The organism is Rhodovarius sp. (assembly GCF_040399605.1).
Lineage (GTDB): Bacteria > Pseudomonadota > Alphaproteobacteria > Acetobacterales > Acetobacteraceae > Rhodovarius > Rhodovarius crocodyli_A.
The window spans coordinates 1-20,941 of sequence record NZ_JBBARU010000022.1 but is presented as its reverse complement, the minus strand read 5'-3'; the positions used below and the strand labels follow the sequence as shown (position 1 = coordinate 20,941).

At 66.3% G+C, this 20,941-nt stretch carries 17 protein-coding genes and 1 pseudogene; 6 read left to right on the top strand and 12 right to left on the bottom strand.

Features of this window, described 5'->3' with window-relative positions; all coding sequences use genetic code 11:
• Nucleotide 1: 1 nt before the first annotated feature.
• From ABWP84_RS08210 to recG, 7 genes are all read right to left on the bottom strand, one after another.
• The gene (locus ABWP84_RS08210) at nucleotides 2–994 is read right to left on the bottom strand and encodes a tripartite tricarboxylate transporter substrate binding protein (RefSeq protein WP_353211533.1); all 993 of its coding nucleotides are present in this window, start codon (nucleotides 992–994) and stop codon (nucleotides 2–4) included.
• A gap of 257 nt (nucleotides 995–1,251) precedes the next feature.
• A complete protein-coding gene (locus tag ABWP84_RS08205) occupies nucleotides 1,252–1,686 on the bottom strand; it encodes an NUDIX hydrolase (RefSeq protein ID WP_353211532.1) in 435 nt (144 codons plus the stop codon).
• Complete coding sequence (locus tag ABWP84_RS08200) at nucleotides 1,683–2,675, bottom strand: DUF4340 domain-containing protein (RefSeq protein ID WP_353211531.1); 993 nt, start codon at nucleotides 2,673–2,675, stop codon at nucleotides 1,683–1,685. Before ABWP84_RS08200 ends, ABWP84_RS08205 begins: the two co-directional genes overlap by 4 nt.
• Nucleotides 2,672–4,633, bottom strand: coding sequence for a Gldg family protein (locus tag ABWP84_RS08195; protein ID WP_353211530.1), 1,962 nt, complete (start codon nucleotides 4,631–4,633; stop codon nucleotides 2,672–2,674). The genes ABWP84_RS08200 and ABWP84_RS08195 overlap by 4 nt, the downstream gene beginning before the upstream one ends.
• 5 nt (nucleotides 4,634–4,638) lie before the next feature.
• The gene (locus tag ABWP84_RS08190; RefSeq protein WP_353211529.1) at nucleotides 4,639–5,361 is read right to left on the bottom strand and encodes an ABC transporter permease subunit; all 723 of its coding nucleotides are present in this window, start codon (nucleotides 5,359–5,361) and stop codon (nucleotides 4,639–4,641) included.
• Nucleotides 5,358–6,083 carry an ABC transporter ATP-binding protein gene (locus ABWP84_RS08185; protein ID WP_353211528.1) on the bottom strand — a complete coding sequence of 242 codons (726 nt, stop codon included), beginning with the start codon at nucleotides 6,081–6,083 and terminating at the stop codon, nucleotides 5,358–5,360. Before ABWP84_RS08185 ends, ABWP84_RS08190 begins: the two co-directional genes overlap by 4 nt.
• A gap of 62 nt (nucleotides 6,084–6,145) precedes the next feature.
• Nucleotides 6,146–8,248 carry an ATP-dependent DNA helicase RecG gene (gene recG / locus ABWP84_RS08180; RefSeq protein ID WP_353211527.1) on the bottom strand — a complete coding sequence of 701 codons (2,103 nt, stop codon included), beginning with the start codon at nucleotides 8,246–8,248 and terminating at the stop codon, nucleotides 6,146–6,148.
• Nucleotides 8,249–8,269: 21 nt separating this feature from the next.
• Between recG and ABWP84_RS08175 the strand changes: the two genes are divergently transcribed.
• Together ABWP84_RS08175 and mfd are read left to right on the top strand one after the other, a co-directional pair.
• On the top strand, nucleotides 8,270–8,560 hold the full coding sequence (locus tag ABWP84_RS08175; protein ID WP_353211526.1) for a succinate dehydrogenase assembly factor 2: 291 nt from the start codon (nucleotides 8,270–8,272) through the stop codon (nucleotides 8,558–8,560).
• The gene (gene mfd, locus ABWP84_RS08170; protein ID WP_353211525.1) at nucleotides 8,554–11,982 is read left to right on the top strand and encodes a transcription-repair coupling factor; all 3,429 of its coding nucleotides are present in this window, start codon (nucleotides 8,554–8,556) and stop codon (nucleotides 11,980–11,982) included. The genes ABWP84_RS08175 and mfd overlap by 7 nt, the downstream gene beginning before the upstream one ends.
• Before the next feature lie 94 nt (nucleotides 11,983–12,076).
• On the opposite strand, the gene ABWP84_RS08165 is transcribed toward mfd, so the two are convergent.
• The gene (locus ABWP84_RS08165; RefSeq protein ID WP_353211524.1) at nucleotides 12,077–12,562 is read right to left on the bottom strand and encodes a DUF1003 domain-containing protein; all 486 of its coding nucleotides are present in this window, start codon (nucleotides 12,560–12,562) and stop codon (nucleotides 12,077–12,079) included.
• Nucleotides 12,563–12,628: 66 nt separating this feature from the next.
• Here ABWP84_RS08165 and ABWP84_RS08160 point away from each other — a divergent pair, with 66 nt between their 5' ends.
• Nucleotides 12,629–13,597, top strand: coding sequence for a tripartite tricarboxylate transporter substrate binding protein (locus ABWP84_RS08160; RefSeq protein ID WP_353211523.1), 969 nt, complete (start codon nucleotides 12,629–12,631; stop codon nucleotides 13,595–13,597).
• Between the two features lie 28 nt (nucleotides 13,598–13,625).
• Here the strand turns inward: ABWP84_RS08160 and ABWP84_RS08155 are convergent.
• From ABWP84_RS08155 to ABWP84_RS08140, 4 genes and pseudogenes are all read right to left on the bottom strand, one after another.
• Nucleotides 13,626–14,378: pseudogene (locus ABWP84_RS08155) on the bottom strand (SDR family oxidoreductase).
• Between the two features lie 73 nt (nucleotides 14,379–14,451).
• The gene (locus ABWP84_RS08150) at nucleotides 14,452–15,954 is read right to left on the bottom strand and encodes a tripartite tricarboxylate transporter permease (protein ID WP_353211522.1); all 1,503 of its coding nucleotides are present in this window, start codon (nucleotides 15,952–15,954) and stop codon (nucleotides 14,452–14,454) included.
• A gap of 13 nt (nucleotides 15,955–15,967) precedes the next feature.
• Nucleotides 15,968–16,546 carry a hypothetical protein gene (locus ABWP84_RS08145; protein WP_353211521.1) on the bottom strand — a complete coding sequence of 193 codons (579 nt, stop codon included), beginning with the start codon at nucleotides 16,544–16,546 and terminating at the stop codon, nucleotides 15,968–15,970.
• Nucleotides 16,547–16,749: 203 nt separating this feature from the next.
• The gene (locus ABWP84_RS08140; protein ID WP_353211520.1) at nucleotides 16,750–17,718 is read right to left on the bottom strand and encodes a tripartite tricarboxylate transporter substrate-binding protein; all 969 of its coding nucleotides are present in this window, start codon (nucleotides 17,716–17,718) and stop codon (nucleotides 16,750–16,752) included.
• Between the two features lie 183 nt (nucleotides 17,719–17,901).
• On the opposite strand from ABWP84_RS08140, the gene ABWP84_RS08135 reads away from it, so the two are divergent.
• The 3 genes from ABWP84_RS08135 to ABWP84_RS08125 are packed head-to-tail and all read left to right on the top strand — an operon-like array spanning nucleotide 17,902 to nucleotide 20,857.
• Complete coding sequence (locus ABWP84_RS08135; protein ID WP_353211519.1) at nucleotides 17,902–19,080, top strand: M20 family metallopeptidase; 1,179 nt, start codon at nucleotides 17,902–17,904, stop codon at nucleotides 19,078–19,080.
• A complete protein-coding gene (locus ABWP84_RS08130) occupies nucleotides 19,080–19,880 on the top strand; it encodes a creatininase family protein (protein WP_353211518.1) in 801 nt (266 codons plus the stop codon). The genes ABWP84_RS08135 and ABWP84_RS08130 overlap by 1 nt, the downstream gene beginning before the upstream one ends.
• Nucleotides 19,877–20,857, top strand: coding sequence for a 2-dehydropantoate 2-reductase (locus ABWP84_RS08125; protein ID WP_353211517.1), 981 nt, complete (start codon nucleotides 19,877–19,879; stop codon nucleotides 20,855–20,857). The genes ABWP84_RS08130 and ABWP84_RS08125 overlap by 4 nt, the downstream gene beginning before the upstream one ends.
• Nucleotides 20,858–20,941: the final 84 nt, after the last annotated feature.

Sequence of the window (20,941 nt, the reverse complement as noted above, 5' to 3'; positions counted from 1 at the left end):
TTCAATCCAGCCTTGCGCCGGAAATTTCCACCAAATTCTGCCAGAAGGGGCGCTCGGCCTGGATGAGGGCTGCGAGATCGGCCGGGGCGCGGCTGACCACGGTGCCATAGCCCAGCGGTTGCAGGCGCTGCACGAAGGCGGGGTCGGCTGCCACCTGGCCTATGGCCTGGTGCAGCCGGGTGATGGTGGCTTCCGGCACGCCGGCGGGGGCCATGATGGCGTTCCAGGTGACCACATTGTGGCGGCCCAGGCCGAGATCGGCGAAGGCGGCCATGCCCGGCACATTCGGCAGGAAGGGCAGGGTGGCGTTGGAGGAGACGGCGAAGGCCAGGAAGCGGCCGCTTTCGACATGCGGCATCAGGGCGGGCATGACGTCGAACATCATCTCGATATTGCCGGCCAGCAGATCATTGATGGCAGGGCCGCCGCCGCGATAGGGCACGTGCAGAATCTGCGCCTGGGCAGCGCGGTTGATCGCCTCGATATTGAGATGGCTTGAGGTGCCGCTGCCGGAGGAGCCCATGCGCACCTTTTCCGGATTGGCGCGTGACCAGAGGAGCATGCTGCGGAAATCCGTCCAGCCATGTCGCCGGGCGATCTCGGCATTGACGACGCAGAGCAGCGCACCATCGGTGATCTGGCTGACCGGGGCGAGGTCACGCACCGGGTCGAAGGGCAGGCGGTTGGTCATGAAGGGGAAGGCGGCCAGGGTGGTCACGCCGATCAGCCCCAGCATGGTGCCATCCTTGTCGCCCTTGGCCACGGCATCGGCGCCGAGGATGCCGCCGGCGCCGCCGCGGTTTTCCACCACCACATTCTGCCCCAGGGCGGGGGCGAGGCGCTCTGCCAGCAGCCGGCCGAGCAAATCCACCGCGCCGCCGGGCGGGAAGGGCACCACGAGGCGCACCGGGCGGCCGCCGGCGATGGGTTGGGCATGGGCGGGTAAGGCCAGCAGGGCGGGGGTGGCGAGAAGGGTGCGGCGGTTGATCATCATGGGCGCAGCATGGCCCAAGCCTGGGCTGCGATCCAGCGGGTTCTGGCGTGATAGGTTTTCGCGGATACGCCGAAAACGCAGCTTGGTCTAACCGGCTGTGGAAAGACGAGTAGCGAGGGGGGGGAGGACAAGATCGAGGGGCTTTGCCCCTCGAGCACCCCAGCAGGGTCGACATACATGTCGACCCTGCTGGGAGAGCGCGAAAGGGCAAAGCCCTTTCGCTCTTTTTTCCTGCCATCAGCACTGTTCAGTTCTCGCTAGGCGGCGAGAATCCTGCGGGCCTTGGCGATGACGGCCATCGCCTCGCGGGTCAGGGCATAGGCCGACAATTCATCGGGCAGCGCCCAGGCGGTTTCGGCCACGTCATCGCCGGGGCGGGCCTCGCCGGCTGACCAATGGCCGCAATAATCGATGATGGTGTAGTGGTAGCGCACCTGGCCCTGCTCATCGAGGCTGACGGAATCGATCACATCGGCCAGGAGGAGGGGGCCGGCCTCTATCCCGGTTTCTTCCAAGAGTTCGCGGCGGGCGCAGGCCTCGGCGCCCTCGCCCAGATGTTGCGCACCGCCGGGCAGTGACCAACTGCCCAGGCGGGGCGGCTTGCCGCGGCGGGCCAGCAGCACCGCCTCACCGCGAAAAATGATCGTGCCGATGCCCACCCAGGGGCGGGTGGGGAATTCGCGGCCGGTCATGGGCTTTGGGTCAGTTCTTCCAGCGTGGGCAGGAAGGCTTTTTCTTTCCAGATGCCTACCTGGTAGGCCCAGCCTTGCCAGCGGGCGTTCAGGCTTTGCGCCTCTGGGCCTTCGGCGGTGAGGCGGATGAAGAGGAATTGGTCGAGGCGGCTGCAGCGGATTTGGATGGTGAGGCCGCCGGTGAGTTCGAAACGTGCTTCGCCCAGGGGCGTGCCGTGGTTCTGCGCCTCGGGCAGCGCATCGATGAAGGTGAGGTATTCGAGGCCGCGGGCCACTTCATCGAGCGCGCCGGGATTCGGCGTGGCGGCGTCGGGCGGGGTGGTCAGCAGCAGTGGCGCGCCGGGGGCGGCGCGGGCCAGGGTGAGGGGCTCGGCGCCCAGGCGGTTGATGGCGGCGCGCAGCAGGCGCTCGGCGGGGAAATTCGCCACATCGCGCTCCATCCAGGCGGCGGCATCGCCATCGAGCGGGATGCGGCCCTCGGCGGCCCAGGCCTCGGCATCGCCCGCGCGGCGGATATAGATGGTTTCGGGGATATTGCCCTGGGTGCGGACGCGGCGGCGGCCGAGGGTGACCGAGATAATCGGCGCGCCCTGGGCGTCGAGCAGGCGCAGATGGCTGGCGGTGCTGCCGGGGGTTTGCGGGTCATCCACCCCCAGCCGGGCGAGATTGGCCGGGTCGCTGCCGCGGGGTTCCATGAGGCGAAGTTCACTGAGGCCGGTGAGCAATTCGCGCAGCTTTGCCTCGCGGATGGGGTAGTTGTTGCGGTCGGGCAGCAGCCAGCGCTCGCCATCGCGGCGCACCAGCAGGGTGGCGTCATGGCGGCGGATTTCCAGCAGCGCCGCCTGTGGCAGGCGGGCGGCGAGGCCGGGGAAGGCGAGCATGCCGGCACCGGGGGCTGCCGTGTTGTCCGGGCGGGGGGCGAGATAGAGGGCTGCGCCAATGCTGGCGGCAGCACTTCCGCCCAGCAGCAGCAGGCCGCGCCGCCTCATGCCCGTGCCGCCGACCGGCGCCGCGCCCGCAAAAGGGCCAGGCCGATGGCGAGGCCGGTGATCAGCAGCGGCACCAGGGCGATGTTGATGATGCGCAGGTTGGTTTCCAGCGCTTCGATATCGCGGCGCAGTTCCAATTGCACCGAGCGCAATTGGCGGCGGGTATTGGCAATCTCCTCGCGGGCACGGTCGATCTCGGCGCGCTGTTCGGGGGTGATCAGGCTCTGGCTGCGCTCGCCGGCGGGCGCCGTGCTGCCCTGGCGGAGTTCGCGCAGGCGCCTTTCGGTGGCCTCCAGCCGCTCCTGCAGGCCGCGTTCGGTTTGGCGGTATTGCGCATCGGCGGTGCGGCGAATGGCGTCCACCACCTCAAACGGGCGCAGCGATTCGCCGCGGCTGCGCAGGCCGATCAGCGCATCGGAGCCGCCCAATTGCTCGGCGATATTGACGATGAAGCTGCCATTGCCGGCGAAGGGGGTCGCCATGGGCTGGCCGAAGAAGTTTTCGACACGGACCCAGAAACGGTCATCCAAAATATCGGTGTCGTTGATCACCACGAGGTTGGCGATGTCGTCGCTGGCGGTTTTGTGGGCGGGCATGTCGGCCGCGCGCTCCTGGCCCTCTTCCAGGGCGGGCGGGCCATCGGGGAAGGCGCTGCGCAGGGCGCCGCGCAGCCGGGCGGCGATGACGTGGCGCTGACCTTCGGCGCGGAAATCGGCCAGGATGCGGGTGGGGTTGGGTTCCACCCGCACCCGGGTCGCGTCCATCAGCATGGATTGGGCGGAGCTGGTGAGCAGCGGGGTGAATTCGATGGCGGCGCCGGGGCGGGGGCGGATGAGGCCGGCGCTGCCCAGGCTGACCTGTTCGAGCTGGGCGGTGACCGGCTCATTGCGGTTCAGGCTATCGCCCTGCATGGCGAACCAGGCGACGTAATCCACCGCCTGCACCCGGTCATTCTGCCCGGCGCGCACGCGCCAGGCGCCGCGCAGATCCAGCACCACCTGGTCGCTCACCGTTTCCACACCCCAGGCATGGAGCAGGCGGTCGAGGTTGGAGGATGTCGCGGGCGGGGGCGCGCCGGGGCCGCCGGGGGCGCGGGCGGCCTGCATTTCGCTATGCGGGTCGAGCATCGCAAGCAGGCGGCCGCCGCGCATGACGAATTGGTCGATGGCGTAGAGCGTGGTCTGGGGCAGGTTTTGCGGGTGGACCAGCATGAGCACCCGGATATCGGGGTCGATCACCTGGGTATCGGGGGCGATGTCGCGCAGGGTGGTGAATTGGCGCAGCTGGGTCATCACCACCTGCGGCTGGGCGAGTTGCGGCTGGCGCATCATCATCGCCCGCGGGTCACCATTCAGCGGCAGGGCGGTCAGCACGCCCACCACCGGGCGGGTGGGGGAGGAGAGGTCGTAGATGAGGCGGGTGAGATCGAGTTCCAGGAAGCGTTCGCGCTCCGGCTGGAAGAAGGGGATGGTGCGTTCCTCATCGGCCATATTGCTGGCGGCGAGGCCGAAAAACACCTGCTCGCCGGCCTGGTCCAGCGGCACGGCCTGCAGGCCCAGCGCGGTGGCGCGGTCCTCCGTATCCGAGAAGGGCTCGGGGTCGAGTTGTTCGAGGCGCAGCTTGCCCCCGCTGGCGGCGACATATTCGCCCAGCATATCGCGCACCCGCTCGGCATAGGCGCCATAGGCCGGCACCTCGGCGCCGAGGCGGCGGGAGTAGTAGAGCCTCAGGGTGACGGGCTCGCGCAGGGCTGCGAGCACTTGGCGGGTGCCATCGGACAGGGTGTAGAGCCGGGCCTGGGTGAGATCGACCCGCAGATGGGTGGCGAAGCGCTCGGCCAGCATATTGAGGCCCAGCGCCAGGGCGGCGGCGGCGAGAAGGCCGGCGGCGGAGAACCAGAGGGTGCGCGCCCCGGGGCGTGCGGGGGGGCGTGCGGGGGGACGAGTGGGGTCTGGCATGGGGGTCAATCCGCCTTCCGGTGGTCGAGCACCAGGTTGTTCACAAAGAGCCAGAAGCCGATGAAGCTGGCGAAGAAGATGATATCGCGGGCGGAGACCACGCCCCGGGTGAAGCCCTGGAAGCGGTCCGCCACCGACAGCGCGCGGGAGATTTCGGCCAATTGCGGCAGGTTGGCGGAGAGAAAGCTGGTGACGACCGGCGAGCCGGCGGCGGCAAAGATGAAGCAGGCGGCCACGGCGATGACGAAGGCCACGACCTGGTTCTTGGTCAGCGCCGAAATCGCCGCACCGAGGGCGAGATAGGCGCCGGCCACCATCATGCAGCCGACATAGCCGGCCAGGATGACGCCATTATCGGGCTCGCCGAGATAATTCACCGTGAGCCAGAGCGGGAAGGTGAGGGCGAGGGCAATGCCGCAAAATGCCCAGGCGGCGAGGAATTTGCCCAGCACCGCCTCCCATTGCGCGATTGGCAGGGTGAGCAGGAGTTCGATGGTGCCCAGCCGACGCTCCTCGGCCCAGAGCCGCATGGTGAGTGCGGGTACCAGGAAGAGGAAGAGCCAGGGCACGAAGGAGAAGAAGGGGTTCAGATCGGCCTGGCCGCGGGCAAAGAAATTGCCCAGCGTGAAGGTGAGCGCCCCGGCCATGACCAGAAAGATCACGATGAAGACATAGGCCACCGGGGTGGCGAAATAGGCCGCGAGTTCGCGGCGGGCGATGGTGATCATGCCGCTTCTCCGGTGGTGAGGCTGCGGAACACGTCTTCGAGGCTGCGGCCGGATTCTTCGAGCACCGAGGGGGGCGCATCCACCACCACCCGGCCCCGGGCGATGATGATGGCGCGGGTGCAGACGGCGCCCACCTCCTCAAGGATATGGGTGGAGATGATGATGGCCTTGTCCGGCGCCATCTCGCGGATCAGGCTGCGGACCTCGTGTTTTTGGTTGGGGTCCAGGCCGTCAGTCGGCTCGTCGAGCACCAGCACGGGGGGCTCATGCAGCAGCGCCTGGGCGAGGCCGACGCGGCGCTTGAAGCCTTTGGAGAGGGTTTCGATGGGTTGCAGGCGAACGCCTTCGAGCTGGGTGCGTTCCATGGCGCGGCCCACCCTGCGGGAGAGTTCAGCGCCGCGAAAGCCACGGACTCGGCCGGCGAAGCCGAGAAAACCGGCGACGGACATTTCTGGGTAGGTGGGCGCGCCCTCGGGCAGGAAGCCCAAAGCGCGCTTGGCCTTGACCGGCTCATCCACCACATCGGCGCCGCAAATGCGTGCGGTGCCGGCGCTGGGGGCCATGAAGCCGGCCAGCATGCGCATGGTGGTGGATTTGCCGGCGCCATTGGGGCCGAGGAAGCCCACAACCTCGCCACGGGCGACGGAAAAGCTGACATCATCGACAGCGGTGAAGCTGCCGAAGGATTTGGTCAGACGGTCGATCTCGATCAATGCGGTCACGGAATTTCCCGGCTCTGTTCTCGCCGGGCGGAAAATATCCCGCGGCGGTTGGATTTCAAGTATCAGCCCGCGCCCAGCGTGGCCATGGCTGCATCTTTGCCAAATAGGCGCAGCAGCAGGCGGGCGGCCTGGCCCCGGGGGGTGCTCAGGGCAGGGTCGCGGGTCAGCAGCGCTTCGGCATCGGCATGGGCTATGGCCACCAGGCGGTCCTGGGCGGCGGCGTCATCGAGGGGCAGGCGGGCCATCTCGTGGCCGGATTGGCGGGTGCCCAGGGCCTCGCCGGGGCCTCGCAATCGAAAATCTTCATCAGCGATGACAAAGCCGTCTTCAGTGCTGCGCAACAGATTAAATCGCTTTACCATCATCTGTCGGTTTGACGGGGCATAAAGCAATAAGCAGTAACTTTGCTGTGGGCCCCTCCCGACGCGACCTCGCAGCTGATGGAGCTGCGCCAGTCCGAATTCTTCTGCGTTCTCGATTATCATCACAGTAGCCGTTGGCACATCGACACCGACTTCGATCACGGTGGTTGCAACGAGTATTCTCGCAGTACCAGACGAAAATGCGGATAGCGCCTTTTCTCTGGTCTCTACATCCATCTGGCCATGCGCCAATGTTACGGATTTTCCGAATTTTTCCTTCAAAACAGTGAAGCGTAGTTCAGCGGCGGCAAGCTTAGCGGCGTCTGCGCCTCGCGAATAAGGCTTTTGAAGGCTGACTTCGACGTGGGGGCAAACCCAATAAATCTGTTCTCCGCGACCTAGAGCGCGACCGATTGCCTCGATCACCTCATCCAGTTTTTCCAAACTATGTTTCGTGGTTGTGATCGGCTGCCGGCCGGCCGGTTTGCCGGTGATGCGGCTGACCGCCATTTCGCCCCAATGGGTGAGGAGGAGGGTGCGGGGGATGGGGGTGGCGGTCATCACCAAAAGGTCGGTCGCCTCGCCTTTGCTGGCCAGGGTGAGGCGTTGTTCGACGCCGAAGCGGTGCTGTTCATCGACCACGGCGAGGCCGAGATCGCGGAACACCACGCCCTGCTGGAAGAGGGCATGGGTGCCGATGGCGATGGCGATGGCGCCATCGGCGAGGCCCGCCAGCACCTGCCGCCGTTCCGCAGCCTTGAGGCTGCCCGAGAGCAGGGCCACCCGCACGCCGGCGGGGCGGCAAAGCCGTTCCAGCGTGCGCAGATGCTGCCTGGCGAGAAGCTCGGTGGGGACCATGAGTGCTGCCTGGGTGCCGGCCTCCACCGCGCGCAGCATGGCCAGCAGGGCGACGAGGGTTTTGCCCGAGCCGACATCGCCCTGCAGCAGGCGCAGCATGCGGTGGGGGGCGGCGAGGTCGGCATCGATTTCAGCCAGGGCGGCGGTTTGGCTCGGGGTGGGGGTATGGCCGAAGGCGGCCAGGGCGGCGGTGCGTTTTTCGCCGTTGCCCAGCAGGGCGCGGCCGGGTTTTTGCCGCTCGCGCCTTCGCACCAAAGCGAGGGCGATCTGGCCGGCGAGTTGTTCATCATAGGCGAGGCGGGCGCGGGGGGCGGGGGTGGCCTCGGCCTGGGCGCTGCGCAGGGCGGCGGCGAAGGGCGGCCAAGTCTCGCGCGCCACCAAGGGCGGGTCGGCCCATTCGGGGCAATCGGGCAGCACGGCGAGGGCGGCGGCGAGGCCGCGGGCGACATGGCCGCGATGCAGCCCAGCCACCAGCGGCCAGATGGCCTCACGCTCGGGCAATTGCGCGGCGTCGCGCGCCACTTCGGGGTTCATCACCGAAAAACCATCGCCCTCGGGCCGCACCCGGCCGCAGATGAAGCGGGGTTCTGCGCGGGGCAATTTGCCCTCGATCCAGGGCAGGGTGGCGTTCATGAAGCGCAGCACCACCCGGGCATCGCCCGAGAGGGCGCGCACCTCGACATAGCGCGCACCCTTGGCGGAGCGCACGGCGCGGTGGGATTCGGCCAGCACGGGGAAGACCGAGTCGCGGTCGGCGGGGGCCTCCTCGGGCTTTTCGATCCGCACCCGCTCGGCGAAACGCTCGGGCAGATGCAGCAGCAGGTCGAGCACGCGTTTGCCGCCCACCGCCTGCTCCAGCAGCCCGGCCAGCTTGGGGCCTATGCCGGGCAGGGTTTGGAGTGGGGCCTCCAGAATCGGGGCGATGGTGCTGACAGGGTGGTTCACGCGCGCCTATATGCCACCCCAATGACCGAAACCGAACTATCCCCTCGCCGCCGCCGGATGATCTTCCGGGCGCATCACCGTGGCACCAAGGAGGCTGACCTGATGGTGGGCCGCTTTGTCAGCCGCCATATCGCAAGCTTTACCGAGGCGGAGCTGGATGAGTTGGAGGCGGTGCTGGACTACCAGGACACCGATCTGACCGATTGGTTGACCGGGCGCCTGCCCATCCCTGACAGCCATGCCTGCCCCATGCTGTCCCGCATGGCGGCGGAATGCGCCGAGCCTGGTGCGGGCATGCCCAGCGCATGCTGACGATCTATGGCGCGCCGGAGGGGGTGGATGCCGCCCTGCTGCGCGCCCGCCGCGCCGAGATTGCCGGGCCCATTGTGCATGTGGCGCGCGACGATAGCCGCATGGCCCGGCTGGAGGAGGGGCTGGCCTTCTTCATGCCCGAGGCTGAGGTGCTGCGCTTCCCGGCCTGGGATTGCCTGCCTTATGATCGGGTTTCGCCCAATCCGGAGATCGTGGCCGAGCGTGTGGCGACACTGGCGCAATTGGCGGTGGCCCCCACAAGGCCGCGTATTTTGCTCACCACCGTCAATGCGCTGGTGCAGAAAGTGCCGCCCAGGGCAGTGTTTTCCGGCAGCACCTTCGCACTCAAGCGCGGCGGGCGGGTGGATCCGGCGGCGATCATCGGTTTTCTTGAGGCCAATGGCTACAACCGCTCCGGCACCGTCATGGAATATGGCGAATATGCGGTGCGGGGCGGGATTATTGACCTGTTTCCCGCCGGTGAGGGCGAGCCCATCCGCATTGATATGTTCGGCGATGAGATCGACGCCATGCGCGCCTTTGACCCGGCGACGCAGCGCTCGGGCGCCAATGTCCATGCGCTGACCCTGCGCCCTGTGGGCGAGGTGTTTTTGGACCGGGACGGCATTGCCCGCTTCCGCGAGGGGTATCGGGAATTATTCGGCGCGGCGGCGGCGGATGACCCGCTTTACGTCTCCATCTCCGCCGGGCGGCGGCACCCGGGCATGGAGCATTGGGCGGGGCTGTTCCATGAGCATATGGAAAGCCTGCTGGATCATCTGGGCGAGGGGGCGATTGTCAGCCTCGACCATCAGGCGGGCGATGTGCTGACGGCGCGGCTGGAGATGATCGCCGATCATTACGAGGCGCGGCGCTTGCCCGCGCGCATTGCCGATGGCGAGACGCCCTATCGCCCCGCGCCGCCGGGGAGGCTCTATCTCGACCGCGAGGGCTGGGATGCGATGCTGGAGGAGAGCCAGCTTGCCATTTTCAGCCCCTTCAACAAGCCCGAGGGGGCGGGTGGGGTGGATGCGGGCGGCCGCCAGGGCCGGCTTTTCATGGATGTGCGCCAGGCGGGCGAAAATGTGTTTCGCGCCTATGCTGCCCATGCCGAGACCCAGGCCTCACGGGGCAGAAAGAATGTGGTGGCGGCCTGGTCGCGCGGCTCAGCCGAGCGGCTGCGCCATATGTTGACCGAGAATCGGGTGGCGGCTGAGATCGTGACCGATGCCTATGCGGTGCATCGGCTGACGCCAGGGGTGGTGGGGGTGGCGCTGCTGGGTTTGGAGCGCGGCTTCATCACCGATGATCTGGCGGTTTGCGCTGAGCAGGATTTGCTGGGCGAGCGCATTGCCCGGCCGCCCCGGCGCAAAAAACGGGCGGACCAGTTCATTGCCGATGCCACGGGCATCGAGGTGGGTGACCTGCTGGTGCATCAGGATCATGGCATTGGCCGCTATGATGGGCTGGAGACGCTCACCGTCTCCGGCGCGCCGCATGATTGCCTGAAGATGCTGTATTTGGGCGACGACAAGCTGTTCGTGCCGGTGGAGAATATCGAGGTGCTCTCGCGCTTTGGCTCCGAGGGGGCGGGGGTGGCGCTGGATAAGCTGGGCGGGGCGTCCTGGCAGTCGCGCAAGGCGAAGGCCAAGCAGAAGATTGCCGATATGGCATCGCAGCTTATTCGGGTCGCCGCTGAGCGACGGACGCGGGAGGCCGATAGTTTTGCCCCGCCCGAGGGCGCCTGGGATGAATTCTGCGCCCGTTTCCCGTTTGTGGAGACCGAGGATCAGAGCCGGGCGATTGCCGATGTGCTGGAGGATTTTGCCGCCGGGCGGCCGATGGACCGGCTGGTCTGCGGCGATGTGGGTTTTGGCAAGACCGAGGTGGCGCTGCGCGCGGCCTTTGTGGCGGCCATGGGCGGCACGCAGGTGGCGGTGGTGGTGCCGACCACCTTGCTGTCACGCCAGCATTTTCGCACCTTTTCCGCCCGTTTCGAGGGGCTGCCGATCAAGGTCGCGCAGCTTTCGCGCATGGTCACGGCCAAGGAGGCGGCGCTGGTGCGCGCCGGTGTTGCCGATGGCACGATCAATATCGTCGTCGGCACCCATGCGCTGCTGGCCAAGAGCATTGAGTTTGCCGAGTTAGGTCTGGTGATCGTCGATGAGGAGCAGCATTTCGGCGTGGCGCATAAGGAGCGGCTGAAATCGCTCAAGACCGATGTGCATGTGCTGACGCTGACCGCCACACCCATTCCGCGCACCTTGCAATTGGCGCTGACTGGGGTGCGGGAGATGTCGATCATCGCCACGCCACCGACGGATAGGCTGGCGGTGCGCACCCTCATCATGCCCTGGGACCCGGTGGTGCTGCGCGAGGCGGTACAGCGGGAGCGGTTCCGCGGCGGGCAGATTTTCTGTGTGGTGCCGCGGCTGGAGGATATGCCCAAAGTCTCAGAACGGTTGCGGGAGATTGTGCCGGAGGCGCGGATCATCGAGGCGCATGGCAGGCTGACGCCCGTCGAGTTGGAGCGGGTGATGACCGAGTTTGGCGATGCCAAGCATGACATTTTGCTCTCCACCAATATCGTGGAATCGGGGCTGGATATGCCGGCGGTGAACACGCTGCTGATCCATCGCGCCGATATGTTTGGCCTGGCCCAGCTCTATCAGCTGCGCGGCCGGGTGGGGCGGGGCAAGCAGCGCGGCTATGCCTATCTCACCTGGCCGGCGGCGCATCGGCTGTTACCGGCGGCGCAAAAGCGCATGGAGGTGATGCAGACGCTGGATAATCTGGGCGCTGGCTTCACCCTGGCGAGCCATGACCTCGATATTCGCGGTGCCGGCAATCTGCTGGGCGATGAACAGTCGGGCCATATTCGGGAGGTGGGCATCGAGCTGTATCAGCAGATGCTGGAGGATGCCGTGGCGGGCCTGAGACATGGCCGCAAGCGGGAGGTGGAGACGGATTTCACCCCCAATATCTCGCTCGGTCTGCCGGTGTTGATTCCGGAAAAATATGTCGCGGAGTTGCCGGTGCGGTTGGGGCTGTATCGGCGTATCGGCAGCTTGGCCAATGATGCCGAGATCGATGCGATGGGCGCGGAATTGGCCGATCGCTTTGGCACCTTGCCGGGGGAGGTGGAAAACCTTCTGGCGGTGGTGGCCATCAAGCGGCTGTGCAAGGAGGCAGGGGTGGAAAAGCTCGATGCCGGGCCGAAGGGTGTGGTGCTGACCTTCCACCGCAATCATTTCGCCAATCCGGCCGGGCTGGTGGGCTGGGTGGGGGCGCAGAAGGGGCTGGTGAAATTGCGGCCCGACCACAAGCTGGCGCTGCTGCGGGAGATGGATTTGCCGGCGCGGGTGCAGGCGGCGCGGGATATTCTGATCAATCTGGTGCGGTTGCGCGGCGAGGGGCGGTAGCAGGCTGCGGAGAAACGAATAGCGCGGGGAAGTAGGATCGAGGGGCAAAGCCCCTCGATCTTATTTCGCCTGCTATTCGTTTTTCCGTAATCTGTCAGGCAGCGGGCGGGCTGAGCCTGGCGGATAGCGCTTCGATCACCTCGGTCAGGCGGGCGATTTCCTGCTCGCGCATCGCGTCGATCTTGGTGTGCAGCAATTCGATTTCCAACTCGGCCTTGATGTTGATCTGGTAGTCATGGGCGGCGTTGCGGCGGTCTATTTCGGCCTGGCGGTTCTGGCTCATCATCACGATGGGGGCGGCATAGGCGACCTGGAAGCTGAGCACGAGGTTGAGCAGGATGAAGGGGTAGGGGTCCCAATTGCGTGCCCAGGCGGTGATGTTGAGCAAAATCCATAGGGCCAGCAGCAGGCTCTGGATGATGATGAAGCGCCAGGAGCCGACGGTGAGGGCGACCAGATCGGCCACCCTTTCACCCATGCTGCGCCGATCAGAGCTGCGGGGCTGGCGGGCCGGCTTGGCCAGGCGCAGCGCCCGCAGGCGGTCGCTTTCCTCCTGGGTCAGGCGAATGGCGTCTTGCATGGGAGATTCCTGCTGTTGTGTGGCTCGCATGGCGGCTAGGCTGCCGCCAAAGACGGAGGAAAGACCATGATATTGCGCAGGGCATTATTGGGTGCGGGGCTTGCTGTGCCGGCGTTGGCCCAGGGGGTGGGTGGTTTTCCCAGCCGGCCCATTCGGCTGATTGTGGGCTTTCCGCCCGGTGGCGGCTCGGATCTGGTGGCGCGGCCTATTGCGCAACGGATGAGCGAGACGCTGGGCCAGCAGGTGGTGGTGGAGAATCGCGGCGGCGCCAATGGCAATCTGGGGCTGGAGGCGGTGGCTCGCAGCCAGCCTGATGGTTATACCTTCGGTCATGTGAATGACAGCGTGATCGCGATCAACCCGCTGCTCTATCGCAACCTGCCCTTTGATCCGGCGCGGGAACTCACGCCGATTGGCATTGCGACCCAGGGGGGCATGTTTGTGATGGTGCCGGCGGAATTGCCGGTGCGCAGCATGGCTGAATTGGTGGCGCTGCTGCGCGCGCGGCCGGGGGAGTTGAATTTCGGCTCGGCCGGGCAGGGCTCGGTCACCCATCTGGGCTATACGCTGTTTGCGCGCGAGGCCGGGATCAATATGGAGGTGGTGACCTATCGCGGCAGCGCGCCGGCCTTGCAGGATATGCTGGGCGGGCGGGTGCAGTTGATGATCGATGGGATCAACCTGGCCAAGGCGCAGATCGATGCCGGGCGGGTGCGGGCGCTGGCCTTTATTGGCGGCACGGAGCGCCACCCCGGCTTTCCCGATGTGCCGACGACGACGGAGGCGGGACTGCCGGGTTTTGTCATGCGGGGCTGGCAGGGCTTTGTCGGCCGCGCTGGCACGCCCGAGCCGGTGCTTGATGCGCTGGAGGCGGCGTTGCGCGGGGCGGTGGAGGATAGCGCGGTGGCGGCGCTGTTTGCCTCACAGGGGATTATTCCGCGCTTCCGCGGGCGGGCGGAAATGGGGCGGGCCATTGCCGAACATACCGCGCTGTGGCGGCCGATTATTCAGAATTTGGGCTTGCGGCTGGATTGAGCGGTTGGGGGGGCGGGCCCCCCCAATGTCAATGGGCGAAGCGCCGGGCGCCGCCATCCACATGCACCACCTGGCCGGTGATGTAGCGCGCGCGCGGTGAGGCGAGGAAGGCGACCAGCACTGCCAGATCCTCTGCCTCGCCGATGAAGCCGGCCGGCACCTCTGTTTTGGCCCAATGGGCGCGGGCCTCTTCGGTGGGCAGGATGCGGCTGTCGATCTGCTCGGAATGGATGCGGCCGGGGGGGATGGAGTTCACCGTGACCCCGTCGGCGGCGACGCGGCGTGAGAGCGCCTTGGCCCAGATATGCACCGCGCCATTGGGGGCATTGGCGGCATTGATCTGGAAGGGTTCATCCTGGCCGGTGATGTTGATGATGCGGCCGAATTTCGCCGCCTGCATCATCGGCACGATGGCATGGGCGATGCGCAGGCCGGCATGGAAGTTCAGTTCCATCGCCTCGGCTCAGATTTCGGGCGTGCCGAGATCGGATTGGGGGCGGCTGCCCCCGGCATTGTTCACCAAGATGTCACAGCGGCCGAAGCGGGCCTGTATGGCGTCGCGGGCGCGTTCACCGGCGTCACGCGCGGTGATGTCCTGTTCGATGAGGAGTGGTTCGGCGCTGGCGGGCAATTCGGCGGCGAGGCTTTCCAGCAGCGGGCGGCGGCGGGCGAGCAGGGCCAGGCGGCAGCCCTCTTCGGCCAGGATGCGGGCGATGGTGCGCCCGAGCCCGGCAGAGGCGCCGGTGACCAGGGCCACACGGCCTTTAAGTTGCAAATCCATCGCCACACTCCACACATGAAAACGCCGCGGAGGTTGCCCTCCGCGGCGGGTTTCGTGAAGCGGGGCTCGCGGTTTATTCGGCGAGCGCCTTGTCCTTGCCCTTGCGCAGGCTGGGCAGCAGCATCAGGGCCAGGGCGATGAAGCCGATGGCCAGCATGGTGGCGCTGATGGGGCGCTGGAGGAACACCATCACATCACCGCGCGAGAGCAGCATGGCGCGGCGCAGATGCTCTTCCATCATCGGCCCAAGCACGAAGCCGATCAGCAGCGGCGCGGCCTCAAGCCGGAGCTTGTTGCACATATAGCCGAAGACCGAGAACAGCACCGTCATATAGACGTCGAAGACGTTGTTGTTCAGCGAGTACACGCCGATGGAGCAGAAGACCAAGATGGCGGGGTAGAGGTACTTATAGGGCACCTGCAGCAGCTTCACCCACATGCCGATCAGCGGCAGGTTGATGACGAGCAGCATGAGATTGCCGACCCACATCGAGGCGATGAGGCCCCAGAACAGGTCGGGCTGGGCTTCCACCATGCGGGGGCCGGGCTGGATGCCCTGGATGATGAGCGCGCCGACCATGAGCGCCATGACGGCGTTGGAGGGGATGCCCAGGGTGAGCAGGGGGATGAAGCTGGTCTGGGCCGCGGCGTTATTGGCGGCTTCGGGGCCGGCAACACCTTCGATGGCGCCGGAGCCGAACTGGTCCCGGCCCTTCGACATCTTGCGTTCCATCATGTAGCTGCCGAAGGCGGCCAGCGAGGCGCCGCCGCCGGGCAGGATGCCCAGGAAGGAGCCGACCAACGTGCCACGCAGCACCGCCGGAGTGGCGCGGCGGAACTCTTCCTTGGTCAACCACAGGCTGCCGACCTTGTTGGTCAGCACCGAGCGCGCTTCGGGGCGTTCGAGGTTCAGCACGATCTCGGCGATGCCGAACATGCCCATGGCGACCGGCACGAAGCCGATGCCATCGGACAATTCAGGAATGCCGAAGGTGAAGCGCTGCTGGCCGGTTTGCACATCGGTGCCGACCAGGCCCAGCGCCACGCCGAAGACCACCATGCCGATCGCCTTCACCACCGAGCCCTGGGCGAGCACGGAGGCGATAATCAGGCCGAGCAGCATGAGCGAGAAGTAATCGGCCGGGCCGAAGCTGAGCGCCACCTGCGTCAGCAGCGGGCCGGAAGCGGCGACCAGGACTGTACCCACGGTGCCAGCGAAGAAGCTGCCAATGGCGGCGGTGGCGAGCGCGGCACCGGCGCGGCCATTGCGGGCCATCTTGTAGCCTTCCAGCGTTGTCACCACCGATGACACCTCACCGGGTAGGTTCAGCAGGATGGCCGTCGTCGAACCACCATACTGCGCGCCATAAAAGATGCCGGCGAGCATGATGATGGCCGTCGTCGCCGGCAGGCCGAAGGTGATGGGTAGCAGAAGAGAGATCGTCGCCACCGGGCCGATGCCCGGCAGCACGCCGATGGCGGTGCCGATCAACGCGCCAAGCAGCGCGAAGGTGAGGTTCTGGAAGGAGAGCGCAACGCCGAAGCCATGCGCGAGGTTGGTGAGAAGAAGTTCCATAATGTCCGGCTCCTTACAGCTGCGGCCAGAGGTTTACGCGGATATCGAGCTGCTTGATGAACACGAACCAGCACATCACCAGCAGAAAGACGGTGCAGCCGAGAATGCCGACTGGTTTCTTGATGTGTTCGCGTTCCGCCAGGCAGGACAAGACGATGATGCCGACCAGGGCGGCGAAGAAGCCCATCTTTTCGAGCAGCAGGCCGAAGAGGCACATCGCGGCATTGATGACGCCCAGGATGCGCCAGCCCTGCGGGATGCTGAGCACGAGGAAGCCGGCCAGCATGCCGGTGCCCACCGCATTATAGGTCTGGCCGAAGAAGCCGCCGGTGCTCTTCAGCACCCACCACACGGCGGTGCCGACGGCGATGCCGCCGACGAAGCTGGCGATCTCGGCGCTGGTCCAACGGGTGAGTTTCTCGCCATCGCTGAAGATGGAGGCAAGCAGCACAATCGCGCCCAGGCCGATCTGCAGCCAGAACACCATGAGCGGCATATAGCCAGGGCCCATACGGCGCGCTGATCCCAGTGTGTGTTCCTGGTTCAACCACAGCCCTACGGCTGCGATCAGGATCAGAAACAGACCTGACATCAGGTCCTTCTCGTTTATTTTCATTCCCAGGCCTTTCCCAGACACAGCCAACTCAACATGGCCGCCAACCCACTCCCGGCTCCCGCCGGTCGAGGAACGCTTCCATCACATTCCTGCCATCATGCTTAGCGCGTTGCGTACGTCCAGCCCAGAGAGCAAGAAGCTTACGTTTGCGTCAGGTGGTGTGACAATTTCGCAAATCATTAATCCGGCTGCGCGCCGGAGGCCCGCACCACAGGAGCCCAATACTCCACTTCGCGGCGCACGTAATCAGTGTATTCGGCCGCACTCAGCCGGCCGGGCGTGCCGCCCAATTCGGCGAAGCGGGCCTGTTGCTCGGCTGTGGCCAGAATGGCACGCACCTCACGATTGATATGGTCCACCACCGAGGCGGCCATGCCGGCGGGGCCGGAGAGGCCGAACCAGCCGGTGCCGACGATATCATGGCCCTGTTCGCGGAAGGTGGGGATGGCCGGGAAGGCGGGGTGGCGCTGGGCCGAGGACATGGCAACGCCGACCACCGAGCCCGCGCGCAGATGCGAGGCGGCGGAGGGCAGGCTGTCGCTCATCAGCGGCACCTGGCCGGCGATCACCGCCGTCATTGCCGGGCCGGCGCCGCGGAAGGGGATGTGGTTGATGTCGCGGCCCAAAGCGCGGCCCATCAGCACGACCAGCATATGGTTAGAGGAGCCGGCGCCTGAGGTGGCCATGTCGAGACCGCCGGAGCTGGCGCGGTGGCGCTGGGCGAGCTCGGCCAGGCTGGTGATGCCGGCGCGGGGATTGGCGACGAAGACCGAAGGGTTCTCGGTTATCAGCGCGATATGGGAAAAATCGCGCACCGCATCATAGCGGATATTCGGGTAGAGGGAGGGGCCGATGCCGTGGCTGGCGATATTGCTCATCAGCAATGTGTGGCCATCGGGGGCGGCCTGGGCCACGGCGAGGCTGCCCACGGTGGCGCCGGCGCCGGGGCGATTCTCGATGGTGATGGCCACACCCAGCCGCTCGGCCAGGGGCTGGGAGACCAGCCGGGCCATCAAATCGGTGGTGCCGCCGGGGGCATAAGGAACCACGAGGCGGATGGTCTGGCTTGGCCAGCCCTGGGCGCGCAGGACATGCGGCGCGAAGACGGAGGTGGCCAATACGCCACGCCGCGCCACAACATTGGACATCTTGGAACTCCGGGCTTTTTTTCGGCTATGACAGGCCATTGAGGTGGCTGCAAGCGTGTTATCAGGACGTTACGCTGGCGTGCTGACGTGTTGCATCGCGCAAGGCCGGGCCGGGCGGGCCGCAAGCTGGACAGCCCAGCCGCCCCGGCCGATGCTGGGCATCCCTCAATTGCCGGAATCCCCATGCCCCTTCCCAATGATATCGCCGCCCATTTGAAGGATGCCGCCGCCGCCATCGAGGCGCGGCTGATCGAGATTCGTCGTGACATCCATAGCGTGCCGGAACTGGCCTTTCAGGAGGTGCGCACGGCTGGGATTGTTGCTGCAGAGCTGACTAGGCTTAGCATCCCGCACCGCACCGGGATTGGCCGCACCGGCGTGATCGGCACCATTGAGGGCGGGCGGCCGGGGCCGACGCTGGCGATTCGCGCTGATATGGATGCGCTGCCGATTCATGAGGAAACCGGGCAGGAATTTGCCAGCACGATTGATGGCCAGATGCATGCTTGCGGCCATGACATCCACACCACCACCTTGCTGGGTGTGGCGGAAATTTTGAAGGAACTCGCACCCAATCTGGCGGGACGCATTCAGTTGATCTTCCAGCCGGCCGAGGAGGTGCTGGAGGGGGCGCCTGCCATGATCGCCGAGGGTGCGGCGGATGGGTTGGATATGGCGCTGGCCTTCCACAATATGCCCGATATGCCGGTGGGCGAGTTTGGCTTTGTGCGGGGGCATGCGCTGGCGGCCTCGGATAGGTTTGACATTATCGTGCAAGGCAAATCGGGGCATGCGGCGCATCCCTATGCCGCGGTGGATCCGATTGTTGCGGCCTCGCATCTCATCACCCAATTGCAGAGTGTGGTGTCGCGCGAGCAGAAGCCCTTGCATCCTTGCGTGGTGACGGTGGGGATGTTCTCGGGTGGCACCACCTACAACATTATCCCTGAGCGGGTGGCGCTGAAGGGCACGGTGCGCACCTTGCAGCCCGAGGCGCGCGATGTGGCCGAGGCGGCGATTCGCAGGCTTTGCGCGGGGCTGGGCGAGGCGATGCGCTGCAAGATTGAGGTGAATTATCGCCGCATGGTGCCCAGCCTGCGCAATGATGATGCGGTGCTGGAGCCGGCCATTGCTTCGGTTGCGCAGAATTTCGGCAGGGCGCTGGTGGCGAAGGAGCCCTCGATGGGGGCGGAGGATTTCTCGGCCTTTGCCGATCGGGTGCCGAGCTTTCATTTGCTGGTGGGCTCTGGCGCGCCGGGGCGCGATGACCGGCTGCACAATGCGTTCTACCAGCCCGATGAGGCTTGCCTGGCGCTCGGCGTGCAGGCTTTGAGCCGCATTGCCGTGGATATGCTGCGGTAATGGAGCACGCCATTGCCCGGCTGCGTGCGCCGGAGGTGGCGGCGCGTCTTGCCGCCGGTGCTGCGCTGATTCTGCCGATGGGCAGCACGGAGACCCATGGCCCGGCGGCGCCGATGGGGGATTATCTGCTGGCCGAGGCCATTGCCATGCAGGCCGCCGGGGCGCTGGCGGTGCAGGGTGATGATGCGCTGGTGGCGCCGGGGATTGCCTTTGGGGGCGAGGATTTTTTTGCCGGTGTGCCGGGGGCCATTGCGCTCTCACCGGCTACGCTCACCGCGCTGACGCTGGAATGCTTGGAGGCGCTGCATCGCGGCGCGCCGGGGGCGCGGCTGCTGGTGGTGAATGGCCATGGCGGCAATATTGCGTCGATTGATTCCGCGCAGCGGGCGATGCGGGCGCGGCATGGGGTGGTGCTGCCGGCGCTGCATTTGTGGCGCGAGGCGGCGGGGTTGTTGAAGGCCTGGGGGACGCCGGCGGCGGCCACCGGGCATGGCGGCAACCCGGTGCTGTCGGTGGCGATGCATCTGCTGCCTGAATTGGTGCGCCCTGCGGCGATTGCGCCGGGGGATGGGCCGCGGGCCTTGTTTGGCCGCAGGGTTAGCAATTTTGGGGCGCTGCATCTGGGCGGGGTGGATTTCGCCCTGCCCACCCATGTTGATGAAGTCGCACCCGGCGGGGTGCAGGCGGAGGATGCCCGCAGTGCCGATGCGGCGCTGGGGGCGCGCCTGGCCACCGCTTTGGCCGAGGCTGCGGCCGCCATGCTCGCGCTGATGCGCAACAACCCGGAGATTGCCTCTTGAAGATTTGTGTATTTGGCGCCGGCGCCATTGGCGGCCATATCGCGGCGCGGCTGGCGAAGGGGGGGGCGGATGTGTCCATCATCGCCCGCGGCGCGCAATTGGCGGCCATTCAGGAGAATGGGCTGAAGGTGCTGGCGCCGGATGGGGAGATCCATGTGCATCCCCGCGCGGCTGCCACGGCGGCGGAGTTGGGGCCGCAGGATGCCGTGCTGGTCACCACCAAGCAGACGGCGCTGGCCAGTGTGGCCGGGGCGATTGGGCCGCTGCTGGGGGCGGAGACTTCGGTGAGTTTCATCATGAATGGCGTGCCCTGGTGGTATTTTGACCATGAGGGCAGCACGCGCGAGGGCACACGCCTGCCGCTGGTGGACCCCGGCGATGTGGTGCGCGATGCGATTGGCACGCGGCGCACCATTGGCGGTGTGGTGTGGTCGGCCTGCACGGTGGTTGAGCCTGGCGTCGTGAAGGTGGCGAGCCAGGGGGATCGGGTGATCTTTGGCGAATTGGATAACCGGATTTCCGAGCGCACCCAGGCGCTGGCGGGGGCGCTGAAGGCTGGCGGCATGGGGGCGCGGGCGAGTGCGGATATTCGCGCCGAGCTTTGGACCAAGCTGATTGGCAATCTGGCCAATGGGCCGCTGAGCACCGTGGCGCGGCAGGATATCAAGACCACCATGTCCGACCCCGTGCTCTATGGGGCGGCGATTGCCTGCACCGAGGAGGCGCTGGCAATTGGCCGGGCGCTGGGGCTGACGATTGAGATGGATGCGCGTGACCGCACCGCGCGCAGCAGCGGCATTGCCCATAAGCCCTCGATTTTGCAGGATTTAGAGGCGGGGCGGCCAATGGAGGTGGCGGCGCTGTTTGAGCAGCCCATTCTCCTCGCCCGCGAATTGGGGGTGCCGGCGCCGACGCTGGAGATTTCCATCGCCCTGCTCAAGCATGCCGCAAGGGCGGCGGGGCTTTATAACCAGTAAGGATTTTGATGATGATCACGATTTATGGCGTGCTGCGCTCGCGTGCCTCGCGCAATGTCTGGCTGGCTTATGAGGCGGGGGTGG

Bases quoted from the DNA above. Each gene is read 5' to 3' on its own strand.
- ABWP84_RS08210 (WP_353211533.1), bottom strand. From the start codon at position 994: ATGATGATCAACCGCCGCACCCTTCTCGCCACCCCCGCCCTGCTGGCC.
- ABWP84_RS08205 (WP_353211532.1), bottom strand. From the start codon at position 1,686: ATGACCGGCCGCGAATTCCCCACCCGCCCCTGGGTGGGCATCGGCACG.
- ABWP84_RS08200 (WP_353211531.1), bottom strand. From the start codon at position 2,675: ATGAGGCGGCGCGGCCTGCTGCTGCTGGGCGGAAGTGCTGCCGCCAGC.
- ABWP84_RS08195 (WP_353211530.1), bottom strand. From the start codon at position 4,633: ATGCCAGACCCCACTCGTCCCCCCGCACGCCCCCCCGCACGCCCCGGG.
- ABWP84_RS08190 (WP_353211529.1), bottom strand. From the start codon at position 5,361: ATGATCACCATCGCCCGCCGCGAACTCGCGGCCTATTTCGCCACCCCG.
- ABWP84_RS08175 (WP_353211526.1), top strand. From the start codon at position 8,270: ATGACCGAAACCGAACTATCCCCTCGCCGCCGCCGGATGATCTTCCGG.
- mfd (WP_353211525.1), top strand. From the start codon at position 8,554: ATGCTGACGATCTATGGCGCGCCGGAGGGGGTGGATGCCGCCCTGCTG.
- ABWP84_RS08165 (WP_353211524.1), bottom strand. From the start codon at position 12,562: ATGCAAGACGCCATTCGCCTGACCCAGGAGGAAAGCGACCGCCTGCGG.
- ABWP84_RS08160 (WP_353211523.1), top strand. From the start codon at position 12,629: ATGATATTGCGCAGGGCATTATTGGGTGCGGGGCTTGCTGTGCCGGCG.
- ABWP84_RS08150 (WP_353211522.1), bottom strand. From the start codon at position 15,954: ATGGAACTTCTTCTCACCAACCTCGCGCATGGCTTCGGCGTTGCGCTC.
- ABWP84_RS08145 (WP_353211521.1), bottom strand. From the start codon at position 16,546: ATGTCAGGTCTGTTTCTGATCCTGATCGCAGCCGTAGGGCTGTGGTTG.
- ABWP84_RS08140 (WP_353211520.1), bottom strand. From the start codon at position 17,718: ATGTCCAATGTTGTGGCGCGGCGTGGCGTATTGGCCACCTCCGTCTTC.
- ABWP84_RS08135 (WP_353211519.1), top strand. From the start codon at position 17,902: ATGCCCCTTCCCAATGATATCGCCGCCCATTTGAAGGATGCCGCCGCC.
- ABWP84_RS08130 (WP_353211518.1), top strand. From the start codon at position 19,080: ATGGAGCACGCCATTGCCCGGCTGCGTGCGCCGGAGGTGGCGGCGCGT.